Genomic DNA, 19370 nt, shown 5'->3' with positions numbered 1-19370 from the left:
ACTCCACCCTCACCCGACCCCATGCCTAGTTAGGATTAATTTATGGCCGTTGGAGTCTTTGATCTCTTTTCCATTGGGATCGGACCCTCGAGTTCCCACACCGTGGGTCCGATGCGTGCCGCTGCCGTTTTCGCCGGGGAGCTGAAAGCTGGCGGGAAGCTGGACAGCGTGGCCTCGCTGCGGGTGGACCTGTACGGCTCGCTTGCGGCCACCGGGCACGGGCATGGCACCATGACAGCGATCCTGCTGGGCCTGGAGGGGTTTCACCCGGAGCTGATCCTGCCTGATGAGGTTGAGGAGCGGCTGGCGTCGATCGCGGAGACTGGAATCCTGAACCTGGCCGGCTCTGTGCCCCTGCCTTACGGCGTGAAGGACATGGTCCTGCGCCCGCTCACCGTTCTGCCGCGGCACACCAACGGCATGACCTTCGCGGTGTCCGACGCCGAGGGGACGGTGCTTCACGAGGCGACGTTCTTCTCGGTCGGCGGCGGGTTCATTGTCCGTGAGGGCGAGGAGGACGCTGCACAGCAGGAGCTCGACGAGTCGAAGAAGGTACTGCCGCTGCCGTTCCGGACCGCCGCCGAGCTGCTGGAACATTGCCGTGCCCAGGGCCTCTCCATCGCCGACATCATGCTGATCAACGAGTGCGCCTCGCGCTCCGAGGCGGAAATCCGGGAGGGCCTGCTCCACATCTACTCCGTGATGGAGGGCTGCGTGGACGTCAGCCTGAAGCGGGAGGGGCTGCTGCCCGGCGGACTGAAGGTCCGCCGTCGTGCCCCTGACTGGCACGAGCGCCTGCTGAAGGAAGGCCGTGACCACGGAGGGGACTATCACGATCCCAGGTACTGGCAGGAGTGGGTGAACCTGATTGCCCTGGCGGTCAACGAGGAGAACGCGTCGGGCGGTCGCGTGGTCACCGCTCCGACGAACGGTGCGGCGGGCATCATTCCGGCCGTGCTGTACTACGCGCTGCACTTCGCGCCGGGCATGGACAAGGCTACCCAGGAAGACCGCGACGACGTGGTGGTCCGTTTCCTGCTGACCGCGGGTGCGATCGGGGTGCTCTATAAGGAACAGGCGTCCATCTCCGGCGCGGAGGTGGGCTGCCAGGGCGAGGTGGGATCGGCGTCGTCGATGGCGGCCGCCGGGCTCGCCGAGGTCATGGGCGGCACACCGGCGCAGGTGGAGAACGCGGCCGAAATCGCGATGGAGCACAATCTGGGCCTGACGTGTGATCCGATCGGCGGGCTGGTCCAGGTGCCGTGCATCGAACGGAACGCGATCGCGGCGGCGAAAGCGATCAATGCGGCGAAGATGGCGCTGTGGGGTGACGGTTCGCACCGGGTCTCATTGGACGAGGTCATCGTGACCATGCGCGAGACCGGCAAGGACATGAGCTCCAAATACAAGGAAACCGCGATGGGCGGCCTCGCCGTCAACGTCGTCGAGTGCTGACCGCTCACCCGCCTTCCGGGACCTAGTTGTTGGCGGCGGCCCAGAGATTCAGGCTCGAGGCAAAGACGACCCACGACAGGTACGGCAGCATCAGCAGGCCGGCCGTGCGGCGGATCGGCCCGAACAGCAGCACGCAGGCGGCCACAGCCAGCGCCAGCGCACCGATAATGCCCAGCGCCAGCCAGAGCGCGGCCGCACCCCACACCGGATAAAGCCCGAAGAACACGGGCGTCCAGGCCAGGTTGAGGGCAAGCTGCATGCCGTAGACGGTGAGCGCAGCCCTGCGGTTCGGGCTGCGGCTGCGCCAGACGAGCCAGGCCGCCACGGCCATGGCCGTGTACAGCATGGTCCAGACCGGACCGAACACCCAGTTGGGCGGGGACCACGGCGCCTTGTCGGCCACCGCGTACCAGCCGGTGACGTTGGTGATGGTTGCCTGCGAACCGAGCCAGGCCACGAGGGCGGAGGCCGCCAGGAACCCCACGAGTGCGGCCAGGTCGACGGCGGTGCGCCGCGGCTCAGGCTGCGCGCCGCCACCCGTGCGTTTGCCGTCTGTTCCGGCTCCCGCGGCCGGTGCGCTGTCCCTGCTGCCCATTTCACTACAGTTGCCAAGGGCACAGGCAGAGTCAAGCTGCTGACCAGGATCACGTGCCGGCATCGAGCGGGCAGGGAGGCCTGCCGGATAGACTTGAGGCTGCTTCTCCGGCATCTGCACGAAACGTAAGCGAAGATTGGACACGGCACACTTGCGAGAATTCACTGCCCGCTTTGCCACCTCCGAAGAGGTTGCCAACTGGGACTCCCACGTCACCGCGAATCCGAACGGCGGAAACCTGCTGCAGTCAGAGGCCTTCGCCGAGGTCAAGCAGCACTTCGGCTGGAAGACCCTGCACCTCGTTTACGAGACGGCCGACTACACGAGCTACAACCTGGTGCTGGAAAAGAGCTTCCCGGTGCTGGGCAAGCTCTGGTACCTCATCAAGGGACCGGACGTGGCCGGCGTCGAGGACATTCCGGGCATCGCCGCGGCGAACGCCGAGTTCGTCAGGCGCGCACGGCTCGGCGTGTTCGCCATCAAGATCGAGCCGGACATCATCCTCAGCGACGCCGCGCGCTCCGTCATCGAGGGGGCCGGCCTGGTCAAGACGCATAACCTGCAGCCCAACGACTCCACGGCCCTGCTGGACATCTCCCCGGAGGAGAACCAGCTGCTCCGCAACCTCCACTCCCGGGGACGCAACGCCATCCGCCGCGCCATCCGCGAGGGCGTCGAGGTGCACAACGTGGACCCCAGCGAGGAAAACTTCAAGGCCATGTACGCCCTGATGACCGACACGGTCCAGGCGAAGTCGCAGGTCCGCGTCCGCGAATACGAGTACTACCGCCAGTTCTGGACCAACTTCATCAAGCGCGGCCAGGGCCGGCTCATGTTCGTGTACGAGAACGGCGTTCCCTCCGTGGGTGCCTTCGTCATCAACTACGGACGCAAGGGCACGTACAAGGACGGCGGATCCCTGCAGAAGCGCAGCCAGTACGGCGATTCGCACCTGGTGCAGTGGACCGCCATCAACCAGCTGAAGGAGCTGGGCTGCACGGAATACGACTTCTGTGGAACGCCGCCCAGCGACAAGCTGAAGGACACGTCGAATCCCTTCCACGGGCTGGGGCTTTTCAAGACCAGTTTCAGCAAGACCGTCACGGACTTTGTGGGCTGCTATGACCAGGTCATCAGCCCGCTGAAATACAAGGCATGGATTGCTGCCGGCGAACGCGTGGCCCGGCAGCTGTACACCCGCCGCACCGGGCAACAGTTCTACTGACCGGGACGTTTAACGGCTAAGGCACCGAAACGGCTAAGGCACTGACAGAGGGGAGCCCTGATGACTAAACAACCCCGCGGCGCCAACCGGCCGCCCACGGACGGGCTGCCGAAGACGGAGCCGCTCACCGCCTCGCAGCTGCACCAGAATGCGGCGGCCAAGCGCATGCTGCGCCGCTTGGTGCAGGGGGAAAACCCGCCGACGGCGCCGCTGAGCATCGTGGACCGGCTCGCCGGAAGCCCCTACGCCAACCCCATGATCCAGGTGGGCGGGATCGACGAGTCCGCCCGCAAGACAATGGACTTTGCGCTGCATCTTGCCGAGTCCATGTTCCGGTACGGCGCCGGCGCCCTCGAGGTGGAAACAAGCATCATCGCCGTGACGGCGGCGCTGGGGCTGAAGAACATCGAGGTGGACATCACCAACCAGTCCGTGGGCATCAACTACGCGGCCAAGGACCAGACGCCCATCACCCTCCTGCGCGTGGTCCGTTCCTGGACGAACAACTATGCGGGGCTGGCCCAGGTCCACCAGCTGGTGACCGATATCGTTGCCGGGGGAGTGGGCCGGGACGAGGCCGTCCGCCGGCTCGACGAGATCGTCCGCCGCCCCAAGCCCTTCCCGCGCTGGATGGTGACGGTCGCATTCGCTGTGTTCTCGGCCGTGTTCGTGGGCGTCATCGGCGGCGGTCCCGGCGCCTCCGCCGTCGCGTTCGTCTCCAACCTGCTGATCAGCCTGGTGGCCCGGAAGCTGGGCCGCTGGCGGACGCCTGACTTCTTCATCACGGCGGCCTGCTCGTTTGTGGTGACGGTCATCGCGCTGCTGCTGTGGCGGTTCGGCAGTCCTTTGGGGATCCGGCTAGCGCCCGCCATTGTGGTGGTGGGCGGAATCCTGCTGCTGCTTCCCACCGGGCGGCTCGTGTCCTCGGTCCAGGACGCCATCAACGGCTTTCCCGTCACGGCGGCCGGCAGGTTCCTGTCCACCCTGCTGACGTTCGGGGCTGTCGTCGCCGGAATCGCCGTCGCGTTTGTGGTGGGGGACAGGATCGGCATGGAGCCGATCGACGTGACCGAGACGTTCCCGCCCGCATACCCGTTGTGGGCGCAGGTGATCCTGGTTGCCATCGCCGTCGTGGCAATCGGCATTACCGAGCAGACAAACTGGAAGCTGCTGCTTCCGACGGCGGCCGTCGGTGTGGTGGGGCACCTGACCCTGATCGCGGGGGAGGCGCTCGGCGTTGGCTCACGCTTCTCGCCGGCGCTCGCTGCCGTGGTGATTGGCCTGCTGGCCCGTGTGGTTGCGCTGAAGATGGGGGCGCCGCAGCTGGTGGTCGCCGTGCCGGCCGGCCTGATCCTCCTGCCCGGCCTCACGATCTTCCGGTCGATGTACGTGCTGACCATCGAGGAGTCCGAGATCCTGCTCGGGGCCGGCGGAATGCTCAGCGCCGGGGCGATTGTGTTCGGCGTGGCGGGCGGCATTGTGCTTGGCGACACCCTGGCCCGCCCGCTTACACGGAACCTGGCCAGCAACGAGCGGCGGCGTTCGCGCCGCCGCTAGGACAGGTTGGACGGGCGCCGCTGAATCCTGGCCGGTTTAGATCTGGCCGATGGGGAGCTTCTTCTCGGCCTGGAACACGTCCTCGACCCGGCCCTTGGCCCAGTAGCCGGACAGCGAAACCTGGCTGCGGTCCAGGCCCCGCTCGCGGAACAGGACGTCCCGCAGGCCCTTCATGTAGCCGCGCTCGCCGTGCGCGAAGACGTTCACCCGGCCCTCCGGCCAGGCGGCGTTGCGCACCGCCTCCACGAGCTGGTCACTCTCGCCGGCGGCGACGCCGCCGCGCTGCAGCCAGACCAGTTCGAGCCCGGCCGGCGCAGCGAGCTCCTGGATGTCCGCGTCCGAGCCCACTTCGATGAAGGCCAGGCCGCGGGCGTGCTCCGGCAGGGACTCGATGACGGCGGCCATGGCCGGCAGGGCCGCTTCGTCCCCGGCCAGGAGGTACCAGTCCGCGGCCGGATCGGGGTTGTACGCGCCGCCCGGCCCGGTGAAGATGAGGCTGTCACCCGGTTCGGCCTTGGCGGCCCAGGGGCCGGCCAGGCCCTCGTCCCCGTGGACCACGAAATCAATGGCCAGTTCGCCTGCCGCCGTATCCACCCAGCGGACCGTGTAGGTCCTGGTGTAGGGCCACTGCTCCCGCGGCAGCGTTTCCCGGATGGCCCAAAGGTCCAGGGGTTCCGGGTAATCCACGCCAGGCTGCGGAAAGACGATTTTGACGTACCGGTCGACGAAGTCGTTGTTGATGTAATCAGCGAAGCCCGGGCCGCCGGCAACGATCCGCACCATGTGGGCGGAAAGCTGCTCGCGCCGAAGGACAGTCAGGGTGACCTGCGGGCGGGATTTCTTGGTGGCGGCCGTGGCGGCCGGGAGGGAACTCATGCAGGTAAGCCTAGCCTAAGCTCCTTAGGGGACGGCGGGGATCTCCCAGTCCACCGGGCAGGCGCCCTGCTCCCTCAGCAGTGCGTTGACGCGGCTGAACGGCCGGGAGCCGAAGAATCCGCGCGAGGCGGACAGCGGGCTGGGGTGGGCGCTGGCCACCACAGGCGTGCTGCCCAGCAGGGGGCGGACGCTCTCGGCATCCTTGCCCCAGAGCACCGCGACGAGCGGGGCGGCGGTTCCGTCCGCTGTCCGGCGCCCGGCGACGGCGGTGACGGCCGCCGTCGAGATGGCCTCCCAGCCCTTGCCTCGGTGCGACCCGGCGGCGCCCTCGCGTACGCTCAGCACCCGGTTGAGCAGCAGGACGCCCTGCTCCGCCCAGGCGCCGAGGTCACCGTGGATCCGCGGCGGCAGGCCAAGGTCGGATTCAAGCTCCCTGTAGATGTTGGCCAGGCTGCGGGGGATGGGGCGTGTTCCGGCGTCAACGGAAAAGGCAAGCCCCACCGCATGGCCAGGGGTGGGGTAGGGATCCTGGCCCACGATCAGGACCCGCACACCCTTCAGGGGCTGCCGGAAGGCCCGGAGGACATTCGACGCCGACGGCAGCACCCGGCGCCCGGCTGCCTCCTCGGCGGCGAGGAAAGACAGGACGGACCTCAGCTCGGCTTCCACCCCGGACAGGGCCTCCGCCCAGTCAGGCGCCATCAGTTCGCTGAACGGCAGCCTGGCGAGCTCCGCAAAATCCGGGCCGGCGGTCCCGGCTGGTTCCAGGTCGAAGAGGGGTTCGGGTTCCATCACGCCGTCCATTCTTCCGCAAGGCCGCGCGCAGGCGCTTGCCGGAGCCTTTCTGGGAGCGTGCAAGGGGCCGCCTCCGGCAGCCGCGCCGCAAATGACAAGGCTGTTATTCCTCCGTAACATAGGGGAGGTACTTTGACCGGATTCAGCTAAGGAGAGCGCAGTGGCCGAGCCGTTGCAGGACCACCTCGCAGCTCAGGAATCACACCAGGATTCAGGGCAGGACGCTGAGCAGGATGCAATGACGGGGCACGGGCTGCGCAGCGGCTCGCTGCTGGACGACTTCAAGCTCCGGGACTCGCCGCTGAGCGAGCGTGAGCAGCAGATCCTCGCCCTCGAACGGCAGTGGTGGAAGTACGCTGGAGCCAAGGAACAGGCCATCCGGGAGCTCTTTGACCTGTCCGCCACGCACTACTACCAGATCCTCAATGCCCTGATCGATACCGAGCATGCGCTGGCCCACGACCCCATGCTGGTGAAGAGATTGCGTAGACTACGTACGTCACGTCAGCGGGCCCGCACTGCACGCCGCCTTGGATCTGACGCGTAATTGCTAGTGCCGGACTGCCGGCGAAAACCAACAAGGACGCCTGTTTACCATGACTAATTTTGCTCGGGACGAATTCGACAGGGTGCCTGAGGTCTCCTCCCGGCAGGGCGTTCACCGCGCCGTTGCCGCGCCGTCCCGCCCGAAGTTGTGGCCGATCCTGTCCGTGGGTATCGGGGCGCTCGCAGTGGGCCTGGTTGCTTTCCTCCTGCTGCCGCAGCTCGGTTTCCAGCCCGTCATCGCACCGCCGTCGGCCGCGGCGGCCGGCACTTCCGCGTCGGCAAGTGCAACGTCGACGCCCTCTGCAAGTGCGACACCCAGCGCCATTGCGTCGGCGTCACCGTCCACCTCTGCCTCCGAGCCCGCCTCCCCTTCCGCCGTGGAGCCTGCCACCTCGGAAACCATCGCCCCTGCGGCTGCCGACAAGTCACAGCCCGTCGACATCTTCAACGGAACGCTCACCTCCGGCCTGGCAGGACGGGTGGGTGCCACGGTCCAGTCCGACGGCTGGGTGCTCGGCGAGGTGGCCAACTGGCAGGGCGCGCCCCAGCAGCAGTCAGTAATCTTCTACTCCGCCGCCCACCGCGCCAACGCCGAGGCGCTCGGTGCATTGCTGAACATCCCGACCCTGGTGGAAAGCGCGGACTTCGAAACGTCCGTGGCAGTGGTGCTGGGTCCCGGCTACCAGTAGCCATCCGGTTACGCCTGAATAACTATTGCCTCCCTCCGGGGCCGCCGGCCTCCGCCGCCAAGGGCCTGTTTGGATAGAGTGAAGGCAAGCTTCAGGGCGTAATTCACGGCACACACCGACGTGGGCCTTACGGAAGCAAACGTGAAAGTGTGGGGATCATGGCATTGGGAACCGTGAAGTGGTTCAACGCCGAGAAGGGCTACGGCTTCATTACCGTCGACGAGTCAGGCGACGACGTCTTTGTGCACTGGTCGGCCATTCAGACTGACGGCTACCGGTCGCTTGACGAGGGCCAGCGCGTGGAGCTGGAAGTCGGCGAAGGTGAAAAGGGTCCGCAGGCAGAAATGGTCCGGCCCGTCTAGTGGCACGCCGCACAGGTTTCCGGGGCCCTGCTGCCTGGGGTGCCGCCGGCTGGTGTGCCGCCGCCGTGCTGGCGCTCGGCGCCTGCTCCGGTTCCGGGGACAATGCCCGGACGGCTCCGGCTGAAGCCAGCGGCGACGGAACCCTGCGGATCGGGCTGATCCTCGACAACACCGGGCCCCAGGCCTTCCTGAACGCCGCCCAGCTGGCCGCTGCCAAACTGGCCGTCCAGGAGATCAACGCGGCGGGCGGGCACAAGGGCCGGCCCGTGGAGCTGCTGCCCGAAGCAACCGGCGGCGACACAGCCGCCCAGGCCCGTGAACTGGTCAATGCCAAGGCCGACGCCGTCATCGGCCCCACCGATTCGAGCCGCGCACCCGCCGCCATCGACGTGCTGTCCAAAGCCAGGATCACACTCATCTCACCGGCCAACACCGCCCCGGAGCTCAGCAGCTACAAGAGCGGCGGCTACTACTTCCGCACAGCCGCGTCGGACATTGCCCAGGCGCCCGTCCTGGTCAAGGTGGCCAAGGACGCCGGAGCCAAGAGCCTCGCGGTGGTCTATGAGGACAGCAGCTACGGCGAAGAACTGTCTGCGGCCGTTTCTGCTGCGGCCAAGGCAGGCGGGCTGGACCCCGTGACCCTCACCGGCTTCAAGGCGGGCGAGGCCGGGCAGTCTGCGGCCGCTGCCCGCGACGCGGCGCCGGACGCCGTCGTCCTCATTGCCCGGGACGGCGCGCAGGGTGCCATCGCCGAGCTCGCCAATGCCGGGCTGCCGGGCAACAAACTCATCCTGGGCGACGGCGCCTTCAGGCAGTACGGTTCCGCCCTCGGCTCCAAGGCGCTGGAGGGGGCGCGCGCCCTGGTGCCCGGCGTCTTCCCCTCGGCGCACTTCCAGGCTGAACTGGTGGCCATCGACGAGGGTCTCAAGGACATGACGTTCGCGGCTGAGTCCTATGACGCCGTGAACCTCGCGGCCCTGGCCGCCGCCGCGGCAGAGGACGACGCCGGTGCCTCCATTGCCGGTGCGCTCATCTCCGTCTCCGGCGGCACGTCCGGCAGCCGTGCGTCCGTCTCGCCGTCCGGCCCGGCGACCGTCTGTTCCACGTACAAGGACTGCCTGGCGGCAATACGGGACGGAAAGGCCATTGACTACGACGGCGAGTCCGGCCCCGTCCGCTTTGATGCCAACGGAGACGTCACCGCGGCGAAGTACATGGTGTTCACCTACGGCGCCGACAACAAGGCCAAGCTCACAGGCAGCGAGGCCGCCGGCAGGTCTGCGGGCTGATCGCTGGCAGCGAATACTGCTGCCGGTGCACGGGACAAACAAGGGCATCTGCTTGCACTCTCCCCGGGGGAGTGCTAATTATTGATTAGCACTCCAGCGTGCCGACTGCTAAAGGGTCGTCCGGTTCCGGCCGGCATACCGACGGCGGCGGCGCAAGGAGCGAAAGAAACACCTGGTTGGGGTGAGATCCGGACTGTCGGGCGTACAGAGGCCTGCGGGAAGGATCGTCCGTCGCGGGCACCGCAGCAAGGTTCCTTCTTAACGACTGTCCCGAAAGGACTACTGCCGTTATGGCCAAGATCATTGCATTTGATGAAGAGGCTCGCCGCGGTCTTGAGCGGGGCCTGAACACCCTCGCCGACGCCGTCAAGGTCACCCTCGGCCCGCGTGGCCGCAACGTCGTCCTCGAAAAGAAGTGGGGCGCCCCCACGATCACCAACGATGGTGTCTCCATCGCCAAGGAGATCGAGCTGGACGATCCCTACGAGAAGATCGGCGCCGAGCTGGTCAAGGAAGTTGCCAAGAAGACGGATGACGTCGCTGGCGACGGCACCACCACGGCCACCGTCCTGGCCCAGGCACTGGTCAAGGAAGGCCTGCGCAACGTCGCGGCCGGCGCTGACCCGCTGTCCCTCAAGCGCGGCATCGAGAAGGCCGTCGAGGCCGTCACCGCAGAACTGCTGGACTCCGCCAAGGAAATCGAAACCAAGGAAGAGATCGCAGCCACGGCTTCCATCTCCGCCGGTGACGACGAGATCGGCGCCCTGATTGCTGAAGCCCTCGACAAGGTGGGCAAGGAAGGCGTCATCACGGTCGAGGAGTCCAACACCTTCGGCCTCGAGCTGGAGCTCACCGAAGGCATGCGCTTCGACAAGGGCTACATCTCCGCCTACTTCGTCACGGACACCGAGCGCCAGGAAACGGTCCTCGAGGACCCGTACATCCTGATCGTCAACTCCAAGATCTCCAACGTCAAGGAACTGGTTGCTGTCCTCGAGAAGGTCATGCAGTCCAACAAGCCGCTGCTGATCATCGCCGAAGACATCGAGGGCGAGGCCCTGGCCACCCTGATCGTCAACAAGATCCGCGGCACCTTCAAGTCCGTCGCCGTCAAGGCCCCGGGCTTCGGTGACCGCCGCAAGGCGCAGCTGGCCGACATCGCCATCCTCACCGGCGGACAGGTCATCGCCGAGGAAGTCGGCCTCAAGCTCGAGACCGCCGGCCTCGACCTCCTGGGCAAGGCACGCAAGGTTGTCGTGACCAAGGACGAGACCACCATCGTCGAGGGTGCAGGCGACGCAGACCAGATCGCCGGCCGCGTTTCCCAGATCCGTTCCGAGATCGAAAACTCCGACTCCGACTACGACCGCGAGAAGCTGCAGGAGCGCCTGGCCAAGCTGGCCGGCGGCGTTGCAGTCATCAAGGCCGGTGCCGCCACGGAGGTCGAGCTCAAGGAGCGCAAGCACCGCATTGAGGACGCTGTCCGCAACGCCAAGGCTGCCGTCGAAGAGGGCATCGTTGCCGGTGGTGGCGTGGCCCTGATCCAGGCCGGCGCCAAGGCATTCGCCAACCTGCAGCTCGAAGGCGACGAGGCAACCGGTGCGAACATCGTCCGCGTTGCCATCGACGCCCCGCTGAAGCAGATCGCCTTCAACGCTGGCCTCGAGCCCGGCGTTGTGGTTGACAAGGTCCGCGGCCTGCCCGCCGGCCACGGCCTGAACGCAGCATCCGGTGAATACGTCGACCTGCTGGCTGCCGGCGTGAACGACCCCGTCAAGGTGACCCGCTCTGCCCTGCAGAACGCGGCTTCCATCGCCGGTCTGTTCCTCACCACCGAGGCCGTTGTGGCCGACAAGCCGGAGAAGGCTGCTCCGGCCGTCGGCGGCGGCGACGAGATGGGCGGCATGGGCGGCTTCTAGCCTCCCGCTGCTCCCAGCTGGCTAAAGAGTGCGGCCTCCTCCTGGCGAGGGGGCCGCACTCTTTTTGTCTGCGCATTTTTGTCCTTGCAGTCTGGCAGGATGGTTCGGTGACGATTACTGCAGCAGCCGACGGTTCGGCATTGGGAAACCCGGGTCCCGCAGGGTGGGCCTGGTACGTGAACGACGACTGCTGGCGGGCCGGCGGCTGGCCGCACGGCACCAACAACCAGGGTGAGCTGATGGCTGTCCTGGACCTCTTCCGCTCCACCGCGCACCTCCCCGACGAGGACCTGCACATACTCTGCGACAGCCAGTACGTGATCAACTCCGTGACCAAGTGGATGCCGGGATGGAAGCGCAAAGGCTGGCGGAAGGCCGACGGCAAGCCCGTGCTGAACGTGGACATCCTCAAGGACATCGACCGCGAGCTGGCCGGGCGCAAGTACCGGTTCGAGTGGGTCAAGGGCCATGCCGGGCACGAGCTGAACGAGGCCGCGGACGAGCGGGCAAGGGCCGTGGCACTCGCCTACCAGCAGGGCGTGGCCGCCCGCTCCGGACCCGGGTTTCCCAACGCGGAACCGGCGACGGCCCGGCGGGCCGTCAAGGAGGGCCGCGGCGTGGGCGGTGTCCCGCCGCTGCTGGAACCGGAGCCCGAAGTCCCGGCGCTCTTCGGATCCGGGGAACCTGATCTGTTCACCGAACTGGGACTGGATGAATCGGACGCTGAGGCGTTTGCCGAACCCCCGGCAGGCGTCACGCCCGAGGAAATCGTCGAGGCACTGGAACGGGAACTCCTGCGCCCGGACGTCCGCAGCGACATCGGGCGTATAGGCCAGCTCCTGCACCCGGACTTCACGGAGATCGGCACGGCCGGACGCCTCTGGACCCGGGACGCCATGATGATGTCCCTCGAGGAAAGCCCGGCCGGCCCTGTTGACCTGGACGTGCTCAGCGCCGACCGGATCGGCACCGACACGGTCCTGCTGACCTACCGGAGCTACTCCCGCACCGGTTCCGCGCTGTGGAGCTCCCTGTGGGTCCTGGACGGTGGACAGTGGCGCCTGCGGTTCCACCAGGGCACCCCCGAAGCCTGACCTGCGCGCGCCAGTGCTCCGCCGGCGTCAGCTGAAGCGCTGCGTGTTGCCCAGCTCCGCCTGCGCATACGTCTCAGCCGCCGAGGACAGGGCCAGCGTGATGGAGGCGAGCGAGGCCTCGACCTTGCCCTGCGTCAGCGTCCACTCGGCGATGAGCGCCTGGAAGTTGGTGGCGGCCGACCCGCGCCACGTGGCCTGAAGTTCGTCCAGGCCATGTTTCATGGCCTGGACGTCGGCACTGATGCGGTCAACAGTCGCTTTCACGTTGGCTGATTTCGCCTGCAACAGGTCGGTATCGACGGAAATGATGCTCATGGCGGGCCTCTCGACAACTTGGAGGACTGCCCCGGCCGGACAGTCGCTGTGGGTGGCGGACCAGCCGTTCCGGTCCGCTATGTCGAGCCTAGAAACCCGGCGGCCGATGGCGCCACGGCAGGTTCGGCTATGTGGATAACCGGTTCCCGCCGGCAGCCCGGCCTCCGCCCGCGGCGCGGTTCCCGGCAACGCGGTCCCCGGCCATATGCTCCCCGGCAACACGCTCTCCTGCGCCGCTGTCCGAGAACGTCCCGATAGCGTCCGCCTCGGGGCCGTCCGCCGCATGACTGTCGGTCTCGGGGGAGTCCTCGCGGAAGGGGAGGCTGACTACGAGCGTTGCGCCGCCGCCGTCGGTACCTTCGACCCGGACGGAGCCGCCGTGCGAGCCGACGATGGCGGCCACGATCGCCAAACCAAGCCCGCTGCCGCCCGTCTCGCGGGTGCGGGAGGTATCGGCCCGGTAGAAGCGTTCAAAGACCTTGGGCGCCTCCGTGTCGGAGATCCCGGGGCCATGGTCCCGGACCTCCAGGACCGACTGAGCGGAACCGTCGCCGGCCCGGCGGACGCCGACGGCGAGCTCCATGGGCGTTCCCTCGGGGGTGTACCGCAGCGCGTTGCCCACCAGGTTGCCGATCACCTGGCGCAGCTTCGCCTCGTCGCCCAGCACGGGCGCCGGTTCGGCGCTGCCGTTGTCCAGGCCGGTGAGGCGGATGGCGCGTTTCCGGTCACTGGCCTGGGTGTCCACCACGGCGTCATGGGCCAGCAGCTGCAGGTCGATGGGCTTGCGCTGCAGCGGCCGCTGCTCGTCGAGCCGTGCCAGCAGCAGCAGGTCCTCCACCATGGAGCCCATCCGCTTGGCTTCGCTCTCGATCCGGCCCATAGCGCTGGCCACGTCCTCGGGCGACTGCAGCGCGCCGTGCCTGTACAGTTCCGAATAGCCCCGGATTGTCACCAGGGGGGTGCGCAGCTCATGGGACGCGTCCGCGGCAAACCGGCGCATCCTGTTCTCGGAGGCCATCCGGGCCGCGAAGGCCGCCTCGATGTGGGCCAGCATGGCGTTCAGGGACCTGCCGAGGCGGCCCACTTCCGTGGCGGGGTTCTCCACATCGACGCGGCGCGACAGGTCGCCGGCTGCAATGGCGGCGGCGGTCTTTTCCACCCTGGAAAGCGGGCGGAATGATCTGGTCACGGTCCAGTTGGCGATGAAGAAGGCAAGGATGAGTGTCAGCAGGCCCACACCCACCACCACCAGGGTGGCGTGGCGCAGCACCGCATCCACGGGGGACAGCGGCAGCCCGATGACCACCACCGCGCGCTGCTGTTCACCGCCCACGACAACGGGAACGGCCACCACGCGCCAGTTCTTGCCGTCCGTGCCCCGGACCTGGTACGGCCTCAGGTCGCGCTCACGTGCCTCCTCCAGGGAAACGGATGCAATGGCGGGACGGGCATCCTTGTCGTCCAGGTCGCTGGCCTCGGCTCCCGGATAATAGAGGGTCACCGTGTAGTCCGTGGGCACTGCCGGGTTGGCTATGGGGGAGATGGAGCGCTGGCGCTGGGCCGCGTCGACGGCGGCGCCCAGCTTGTCGTCCACCTGGCCTTCGAGGTACCCGCGCAGCAGCGTCAGCGCACCCGTCCCGGTGACGGCCAGCGCCACCAGCAGGAGGGCCATCATGATGGCCACCAGCTGGGACCGGAGGTTGGCGGACTTCCAGCGCTCCAGCAACGTCAGCGCTTTTCTGCTGTCCGCAGCACGTAGCCGACGCCGCGCTTGGTCTGGATGAGGGCCGGGGCGTCCGGATCGATGTCCACCTTGCGCCGCAGGTAGGAAATGTAGGACTCGACGATGGAGGCGTCACCGTTGAAGTCGTATTCCCAGACGTGGTCCAGGATCTGTGCCTTGGACAGGACCCGGTTCGGATTAAGCATCAGGTAGCGGAGCAGCTTGAATTCGGTGGGGGACAGCTCGATCACCTTGCCGCCGCGGCGCACCTCGTGGGCGTCGTCGTCGAGCTCCAAATCATCGACCCGGATGACGGCCTCGTCATCCTCCAGCAGCGGCTGCGTCCTGCGGAGCACCGCACGGATCCGGGCCACCACCTCGTCGAGGCTGAAGGGCTTGGTGACGTAGTCGTCCCCGCCCACCGTCAGCCCGGTGACCTTGTCCTCGGTGTCGTCCTTGGCCGTCAGGAAGAGGACAGGGAAATGCTTGCCGGACGCGCGCAGCCGGCGGGTGACGGTGAAGCCGTCCATGTCCGGAAGCATGACGTCCAGCACCGCAAGGTCGGGTGCGTGCGCCTCGACGGCGGCCAGCGCCTCCCGCCCGTTCCCGGCGGACACCACTTCAAAGCCGGCGAAGCGCAATGACGTGGAAAGCAGCTCGCGGATGTTGGGCTCGTCATCGACCACGAGGAGCTTCGCTTCGGCGCTGTTCTTTTTCATATTTCCCATGATGCTCCCAGAATCTGGGAGTTTTCTGGATGAAAGTTGTGTGTTGCTTGGGTCAGCAGGACTCGACGTCCTTGGCGTCCATGATGCGGTAGGCGTACCCCTGCTCGGCCAGGAAGCGCTGGCGTTTGGCGGCGAAATCCTGGTCGAGGGTGTCCCGTGCGACGAGCGAGTAAAACCGTGCCGCCCGCCCGTCCTGCTTGGGCCGCAGCAGCCGGCCAAGGCGCTGGGCCTCCTCCTGGCGCGAACCGAAGGACCCGGAGACCTGGATGGCCACGGAGGCCTCGGGCAGGTCGATGGAGAAGTTGGCCACCTTGGACACCACGAGGGTCTGGACCTCCCCGGCGCGGAAGGCGTCAAAGAGTTTCTGGCGGGCTTTGACCGAGGTTTCGCCCTTGATGACCGGGGCGTCCAGCCGCTCACCCAGCTCGTCCAGCTGGTCGATATACTGCCCGATCACGAGCACCTGCTCGCCACGGTGGTGTTCCACCAGCTGTTCGGCCACGAGGGTCTTCGTCTCGGACGTGGCGCACAGCCGGTACTTGTCGGCATCCTCGGCCATGGCGTACGCCACGCGCTCGTCCTTGGGAAGGTCGACGCGGACCTCCACGCAGTCCGCGGGGGCGATGTAGCCCTGGGCCTCGATGTCCTTCCACGGCGCGTCGTAGCGCTTGGGTCCGATGAGGCTGAAGACCTCGCCTTCCCGGCCGTCCTCACGCACCAGCGTTGCCGTGAGTCCGAGCCGGCGCCGTGCCTGCAGGTCCGCCGTCATCCGGAAGATCGGCGCGGGAAGCAGGTGGACCTCGTCGTAGATGATCAGGCCCCAGTCGTGGCCGTCCACGAGCTCAAGGTGCGGGTACACGCCGCCGCGCTTGGTGGTGAGGACCTGGTACGTTGCGATCGTCACCGGCCGGACTTCCTTGACGGCGCCCGAATACTCGCCGATCTCGTCCTCGGTCAGCGAGGTCCGCCTGAGCAGCTCGTCCTTCCACTGCCGTGCCGAGACGGTGTTGGTGACCAGGATGAGGGTTGTGGTGGAGCCGGTGGCCATCGCCGCGGCACCCACGAGCGTCTTTCCGGCGCCGCAGGGGAGCACGACGACGCCGCTGCCGCCGGCCCAGAAATTCTCCGCAGCCAGCCGCTGGTACGGCCTCAGCTTCCAGTCCGACTCGTCAAGCATGATGAGGTGCGGGGTCCCGTCGACGTAGCCGGCCAGGTCCTCCGCCGGCCAGCCGATCTTCAGCAGCAGCTGCTTCAGCTGGCCGCGCTGGGAGGAATGGACCACCACCGTCTCGGCGTCGATCCGCGGCCCCAGCAGCGGCTGGATCTTCTTGGCCCTGCTGACCTCCTCCAGCACGGGGTAGTCGCTGGTGCGCATGACCAGCCCGTGCTGGGGGTCCTTCTCCAGCCGCAGCCGGCCGTACCGGGACATGGTTTCTTCGATGTCGATCAGCAGCGAGTGCGGCACCGGGAACCGGGAATAGGTGAGCAGCGTATCCAGCACCTTCTCGGCGTCGAGCCCTGCGGCCCGGGCATTCCAAAGCCCCAGCGGCGTCAGCCGGTAGCTGTGCATGTGCTCGGGCGCGCGCTCCAGCTCGGCGAAGGGCGCGATGGCGTGCCGGGCTTCCGTTGCCTGCTCGTGGTCCACTTCGAGGAGGATGGTTTTGTCGCTCTGGACAATCAGGGGTCCGTCATTCACGCAGGTAGAACCTTCACTGCTGCATTTCCTCTGCTGCCTCGATATCAATGATCCGGTGGATGGAGAGCACCCGCTCCGTGTCCTTCGCGGGGTCGAACACGCGGACGCGTCCACCCGCCACGGAGACCGGAACAACTGTTTCCAGTTTCGCATTCCCCAGGCTGTCCACGACGTTCATCACGACTTTCTGCCTCAGCCTGATGGCCTTGTGCAGGGTCTCCAGGCCCAGCTGGGTTGCCTCCTCGCTTCCGGCTCCGGCCGGGCGGGAGCCGTTGGGGCTGGTGCCCGCCGGGCCATGGCTGCGCAGGACGGCGAGCTGCGCGGTGACGTCGGCGTCGGGAAGGGCGGTGCGGGGTGCGCTGTAGACGGGGCGCCCGCTGCCCGGAACAGGTGCGGTGCGGTCAAGGCGGACGACGGCGGAGCCGGCCTCTTCGACGGCGGGCGACAGTCCCAGCCCCCGCAGCACGAGGGCCGTCTGCCGGGGAGAGGCCATGGAGACCAGGACGGTGGGGGCGATCCGGACCAGGCCCAGGGACGCGGCCGCCGCTTCCCGGCAAAGCTCGCCGAGCGCGGCCTCATCGTCACTCTGGATGAAGCTGGCGGCAGCCCCGACCCGCAGCTTGCCGTGCCGGGCGGCGGTGTCCTCCACGAGGTACTGCAGCGGCTGCGGCACGGCAGTGGCGGAGTGCCGGCGGAGGAAATCGAGGATCGCTGCGGCGTCCTTACCCGAGTCCAAGGCCCGCCGGATGGACTCCACGGAAAACCGGTACGTCGTGGCCGGGCCCTGCCCTTCGGCGTCGGCCATCTGCAGGAGCTGTTCGGCCAGGTCGGGGGCAAGGTACCCCGGCGCGACGGCGGTCAGGTCGGCCTGCAGGAGCACGTGGTTGAGTGCCGCGGGCAGGTGTTCGCCAAGGAGGTTCATGGCCTGCTCAGGCGCGTCCGCCGCGATGGCGGCACCGAGCTGGCTTAGCGCACCGGACCCGATCAGCCCCAGCAGCTCCGCCTCGGCCAGGACGCCGGCGATCAGCGAACTGAACCGCCGCGCCATGCGGGGCTGTGACCACTCGGCACGCTGCAGGACGGCTTCTGCGTTGAGCACCGGCGCCCCGCCGTCGGGCATCTCGGCCTCCTGCGTCAGCTCCCGGAGGATCTCCAGGATCCGCTTGCGGATGACGGGCGCATCGGACCGCTGTGCCTCCGCGGACAGGGCATTGACGGTGGCCGCAGCGGGGGAACGGTGGTTGGCGGTCCCGGCAGCCTGGCTACTGATGGGCTGCCCAACGAGCGACGGGGCGCGCTCGCTGGCCAGCCAGGCGGTGACGAGCCACAGCCACTGTTCCTGCCGTGACAGCCCGAGCCACTCCAGCTGCGGCGGCTGCACCCAGCAGGAGGTGTCCACGTCCAGCCGGATCAGGCCGGACAGGGCACAGAGCTCCAGCAGCACAGCCGTGGTGTGCTGGTCCACGCCGAGGGCCTCGGAAAGCCGGCGCATTTCACGGATCCCCACGCCTCCGCTGCGCAGGGTGGCCAGCGGCTGGTCCCTGACAGCATGGAGCACCTCGCCCGTGAGGCGCAGCGTCTCGGCGATGGCGCCGAGTGCGGCGTTGCGGCGGAGCGCCGCGGTGGTGACGCCGAGCGTTGGCGTCGGGGGAGTCAGGGTGAAGTTGTCGATGATCGCCCCGCCGCGCAGGGAGATGCCTACGCTGTGCGGAAGTTCGACGTGGGCGGCGTCCAGCGGCACCAGCAGAGCCCGGGCCAGCAGCCAGTCGACAGGCCCGACGTCGTGACCTTCAGTGGTCACTGAAGCCTTCCGCTGGGCCTGGGGTACAGCGCCCATGGCCCAGTTGCTGAACCGCGCCAGCAGCGCCGTCGTTCTTTCCGGGGCGGTGGCGAGGAGCGCATGCAGCGCCTCGGGGGAGGACGTCCAGTGCTGCAGCGCCAATGCTGCATCCATCGGAGTGGTGGCCGCCCGCACGGCCGCGCCGCTGCGGTGCAGCTCCCCGACAAGCTGGACGACGCGCTGGGCGAAGGCAGGCTGCAGCCTGACCAGTTCGGTGTAGCTGCGCCCCAGCCCGGCGGGGTAGATGCCGACGACGTCCTTCAGGCTGCTCACCGGAAGGTAGAAGCGCTGCCGCTGCGCGCCGGGGGCCGCACTGTGCGGCGGCTCCGCCCGCTGGATCAGGGCGAGGTCATGCAGCGACTGCAGGAGCTGTTCGACGGCGGCGACCGTTGAACCTGCGATGGCCTTCTTCAGCACCGCCGCCGATGCGCTGTGCCCGGTGTCCGTGTTGGTGCACAGGTGCAGGGTCTCCAGTACCTGCATCTGCGGGCGGTTTAGGCGTTCCAGGGCGCGCTGCACGCTGACCCGCGCGCTGGCACGGGCCGCCAGGGCCGGGAAGTCCGGAACGCCGGGGGAGATCAGGTCCGGCCGCGCAGCGAACAGAGCCCGCAGCGACTCGTCACTGCGTGCCTCCAGTTCCTTGCTGAGCGCACGAATGAGGGACAT

17 protein-coding genes are annotated in these 19370 nt (G+C 67.7%); 9 read left to right on the top strand and 8 right to left on the bottom strand.

Going from position 1 to position 19370, the window contains the following annotated elements:
• Positions 1 to 42 precede the first annotated feature (42 nt).
• The gene (locus BWQ92_RS06155; protein ID WP_076798754.1) at positions 43 to 1455 is read left to right on the top strand and encodes an L-serine ammonia-lyase; all 1413 of its coding nucleotides are present in this window, start codon (positions 43 to 45) and stop codon (positions 1453 to 1455) included.
• A 22-nt stretch (positions 1456 to 1477) separates the two neighbouring features.
• Here the strand turns inward: BWQ92_RS06155 and BWQ92_RS06150 are convergent, their stop codons facing one another.
• Positions 1478 to 2050 (bottom strand): TspO/MBR family protein, encoded by a 573-nt coding sequence (locus BWQ92_RS06150; protein WP_076798753.1) that lies wholly within the window; start codon positions 2048 to 2050, stop codon positions 1478 to 1480.
• 151 nt (positions 2051 to 2201) lie between these two features.
• Between BWQ92_RS06150 and BWQ92_RS06145 the strand changes: the two genes are divergently transcribed.
• Both BWQ92_RS06145 and BWQ92_RS06140 read left to right on the top strand, forming a co-directional pair.
• Positions 2202 to 3275, top strand: a complete 1074-nt coding sequence (locus BWQ92_RS06145) for a lipid II:glycine glycyltransferase FemX (protein ID WP_076798752.1) — start codon at positions 2202 to 2204, stop codon at positions 3273 to 3275.
• 60 nt (positions 3276 to 3335) lie between these two features.
• Positions 3336 to 4832, top strand: coding sequence for a threonine/serine ThrE exporter family protein (locus BWQ92_RS06140; protein ID WP_076798751.1), 1497 nt, complete (start codon positions 3336 to 3338; stop codon positions 4830 to 4832).
• 36 nt (positions 4833 to 4868) lie between these two features.
• Here the strand turns inward: BWQ92_RS06140 and BWQ92_RS06135 are convergent, their stop codons facing one another.
• Complete coding sequence (locus BWQ92_RS06135) at positions 4869 to 5708, bottom strand: siderophore-interacting protein (protein ID WP_076798750.1); 840 nt, start codon at positions 5706 to 5708, stop codon at positions 4869 to 4871.
• A 24-nt stretch (positions 5709 to 5732) separates the two neighbouring features.
• Complete coding sequence (locus tag BWQ92_RS06130; RefSeq protein WP_076803541.1) at positions 5733 to 6500, bottom strand: uracil-DNA glycosylase; 768 nt, start codon at positions 6498 to 6500, stop codon at positions 5733 to 5735.
• 163 nt (positions 6501 to 6663) lie between these two features.
• On the opposite strand from BWQ92_RS06130, the gene BWQ92_RS06125 reads away from it, so the two are divergent.
• From BWQ92_RS06125 to BWQ92_RS06100, 6 genes are all read left to right on the top strand, one after another.
• A complete protein-coding gene (locus BWQ92_RS06125; RefSeq protein WP_377957347.1) occupies positions 6664 to 7050 on the top strand; it encodes a DUF3263 domain-containing protein in 387 nt (128 codons plus the stop codon).
• 49 nt (positions 7051 to 7099) lie between these two features.
• Positions 7100 to 7738, top strand: coding sequence for a LytR C-terminal domain-containing protein (locus tag BWQ92_RS06120; protein WP_076798749.1), 639 nt, complete (start codon positions 7100 to 7102; stop codon positions 7736 to 7738).
• A gap of 158 nt (positions 7739 to 7896) precedes the next feature.
• The gene (locus BWQ92_RS06115; RefSeq protein WP_140416381.1) at positions 7897 to 8100 is read left to right on the top strand and encodes a cold-shock protein; all 204 of its coding nucleotides are present in this window, start codon (positions 7897 to 7899) and stop codon (positions 8098 to 8100) included.
• Entirely contained in the window at positions 8100 to 9389 is a 1290-nt protein-coding gene (locus tag BWQ92_RS06110) for an ABC transporter substrate-binding protein (RefSeq protein ID WP_076798747.1), read from the top strand. The genes BWQ92_RS06115 and BWQ92_RS06110 overlap by 1 nt, the downstream gene beginning before the upstream one ends.
• A 290-nt stretch (positions 9390 to 9679) precedes the next feature.
• A complete protein-coding gene (gene groL / locus BWQ92_RS06105) occupies positions 9680 to 11308 on the top strand; it encodes a chaperonin GroEL (RefSeq protein WP_076798746.1) in 1629 nt (542 codons plus the stop codon).
• Positions 11309 to 11415: 107 nt separating this feature from the next.
• Positions 11416 to 12402: a ribonuclease HI family protein gene (locus BWQ92_RS06100; protein ID WP_076798745.1), complete on the top strand. Its 987-nt coding sequence runs from the start codon at positions 11416 to 11418 to the stop codon at positions 12400 to 12402.
• A gap of 27 nt (positions 12403 to 12429) precedes the next feature.
• Here the strand turns inward: BWQ92_RS06100 and BWQ92_RS06095 are convergent, their stop codons facing one another.
• The 5 genes from BWQ92_RS06095 to BWQ92_RS06075 form a co-directional block, all read right to left on the bottom strand.
• Entirely contained in the window at positions 12430 to 12717 is a 288-nt protein-coding gene (locus BWQ92_RS06095; RefSeq protein WP_076798744.1) for a WXG100 family type VII secretion target, read from the bottom strand.
• Positions 12718 to 12844: 127 nt separating this feature from the next.
• Positions 12845 to 14443 carry a sensor histidine kinase gene (locus tag BWQ92_RS06090; RefSeq protein ID WP_076798743.1) on the bottom strand — a complete coding sequence of 533 codons (1599 nt, stop codon included), beginning with the start codon at positions 14441 to 14443 and terminating at the stop codon, positions 12845 to 12847.
• A gap of 2 nt (positions 14444 to 14445) precedes the next feature.
• Entirely contained in the window at positions 14446 to 15159 is a 714-nt protein-coding gene (locus BWQ92_RS06085) for a response regulator transcription factor (RefSeq protein ID WP_076798742.1), read from the bottom strand.
• A gap of 61 nt (positions 15160 to 15220) precedes the next feature.
• A complete protein-coding gene (locus BWQ92_RS06080; protein ID WP_076798741.1) occupies positions 15221 to 16864 on the bottom strand; it encodes a DNA repair helicase XPB in 1644 nt (547 codons plus the stop codon).
• Positions 16865 to 16877: 13 nt separating this feature from the next.
• Positions 16878 to 19370, bottom strand: coding sequence for a helicase-associated domain-containing protein (locus tag BWQ92_RS06075; protein ID WP_076798740.1), 2493 nt, complete (start codon positions 19368 to 19370; stop codon positions 16878 to 16880).

The organism is Arthrobacter sp. QXT-31 (genome assembly GCF_001969265.1).
In the GTDB taxonomy this organism is placed as follows: domain Bacteria; phylum Actinomycetota; class Actinomycetes; order Actinomycetales; family Micrococcaceae; genus Arthrobacter.
Note: the sequence above shows the minus strand (reverse complement) of the source record. Positions and strands in the feature narration are given on the sequence as shown.

Excerpts from the sequence above, each read along its gene's own strand:
- BWQ92_RS06155 (WP_076798754.1), top strand. The coding sequence starts at position 43 with ATGGCCGTTGGAGTCTTTGATCTCTTTTCCATTGGGATCGGACCCTCG.
- BWQ92_RS06150 (WP_076798753.1), bottom strand. The coding sequence starts at position 2,050 with ATGGGCAGCAGGGACAGCGCACCGGCCGCGGGAGCCGGAACAGACGGC.
- BWQ92_RS06140 (WP_076798751.1), top strand. The coding sequence starts at position 3,336 with ATGACTAAACAACCCCGCGGCGCCAACCGGCCGCCCACGGACGGGCTG.
- BWQ92_RS06135 (WP_076798750.1), bottom strand. The coding sequence starts at position 5,708 with ATGAGTTCCCTCCCGGCCGCCACGGCCGCCACCAAGAAATCCCGCCCG.
- BWQ92_RS06130 (WP_076803541.1), bottom strand. The coding sequence starts at position 6,500 with ATGGAACCCGAACCCCTCTTCGACCTGGAACCAGCCGGGACCGCCGGC.
- BWQ92_RS06120 (WP_076798749.1), top strand. The coding sequence starts at position 7,100 with ATGACTAATTTTGCTCGGGACGAATTCGACAGGGTGCCTGAGGTCTCC.
- BWQ92_RS06115 (WP_140416381.1), top strand. The coding sequence starts at position 7,897 with ATGGCATTGGGAACCGTGAAGTGGTTCAACGCCGAGAAGGGCTACGGC.
- groL (WP_076798746.1), top strand. The coding sequence starts at position 9,680 with ATGGCCAAGATCATTGCATTTGATGAAGAGGCTCGCCGCGGTCTTGAG.
- BWQ92_RS06095 (WP_076798744.1), bottom strand. The coding sequence starts at position 12,717 with ATGAGCATCATTTCCGTCGATACCGACCTGTTGCAGGCGAAATCAGCC.
- BWQ92_RS06085 (WP_076798742.1), bottom strand. The coding sequence starts at position 15,159 with ATGAAAAAGAACAGCGCCGAAGCGAAGCTCCTCGTGGTCGATGACGAG.
- BWQ92_RS06075 (WP_076798740.1), bottom strand. The coding sequence starts at position 19,370 with ATGTCCCTCATTCGTGCGCTCAGCAAGGAACTGGAGGCACGCAGTGAC.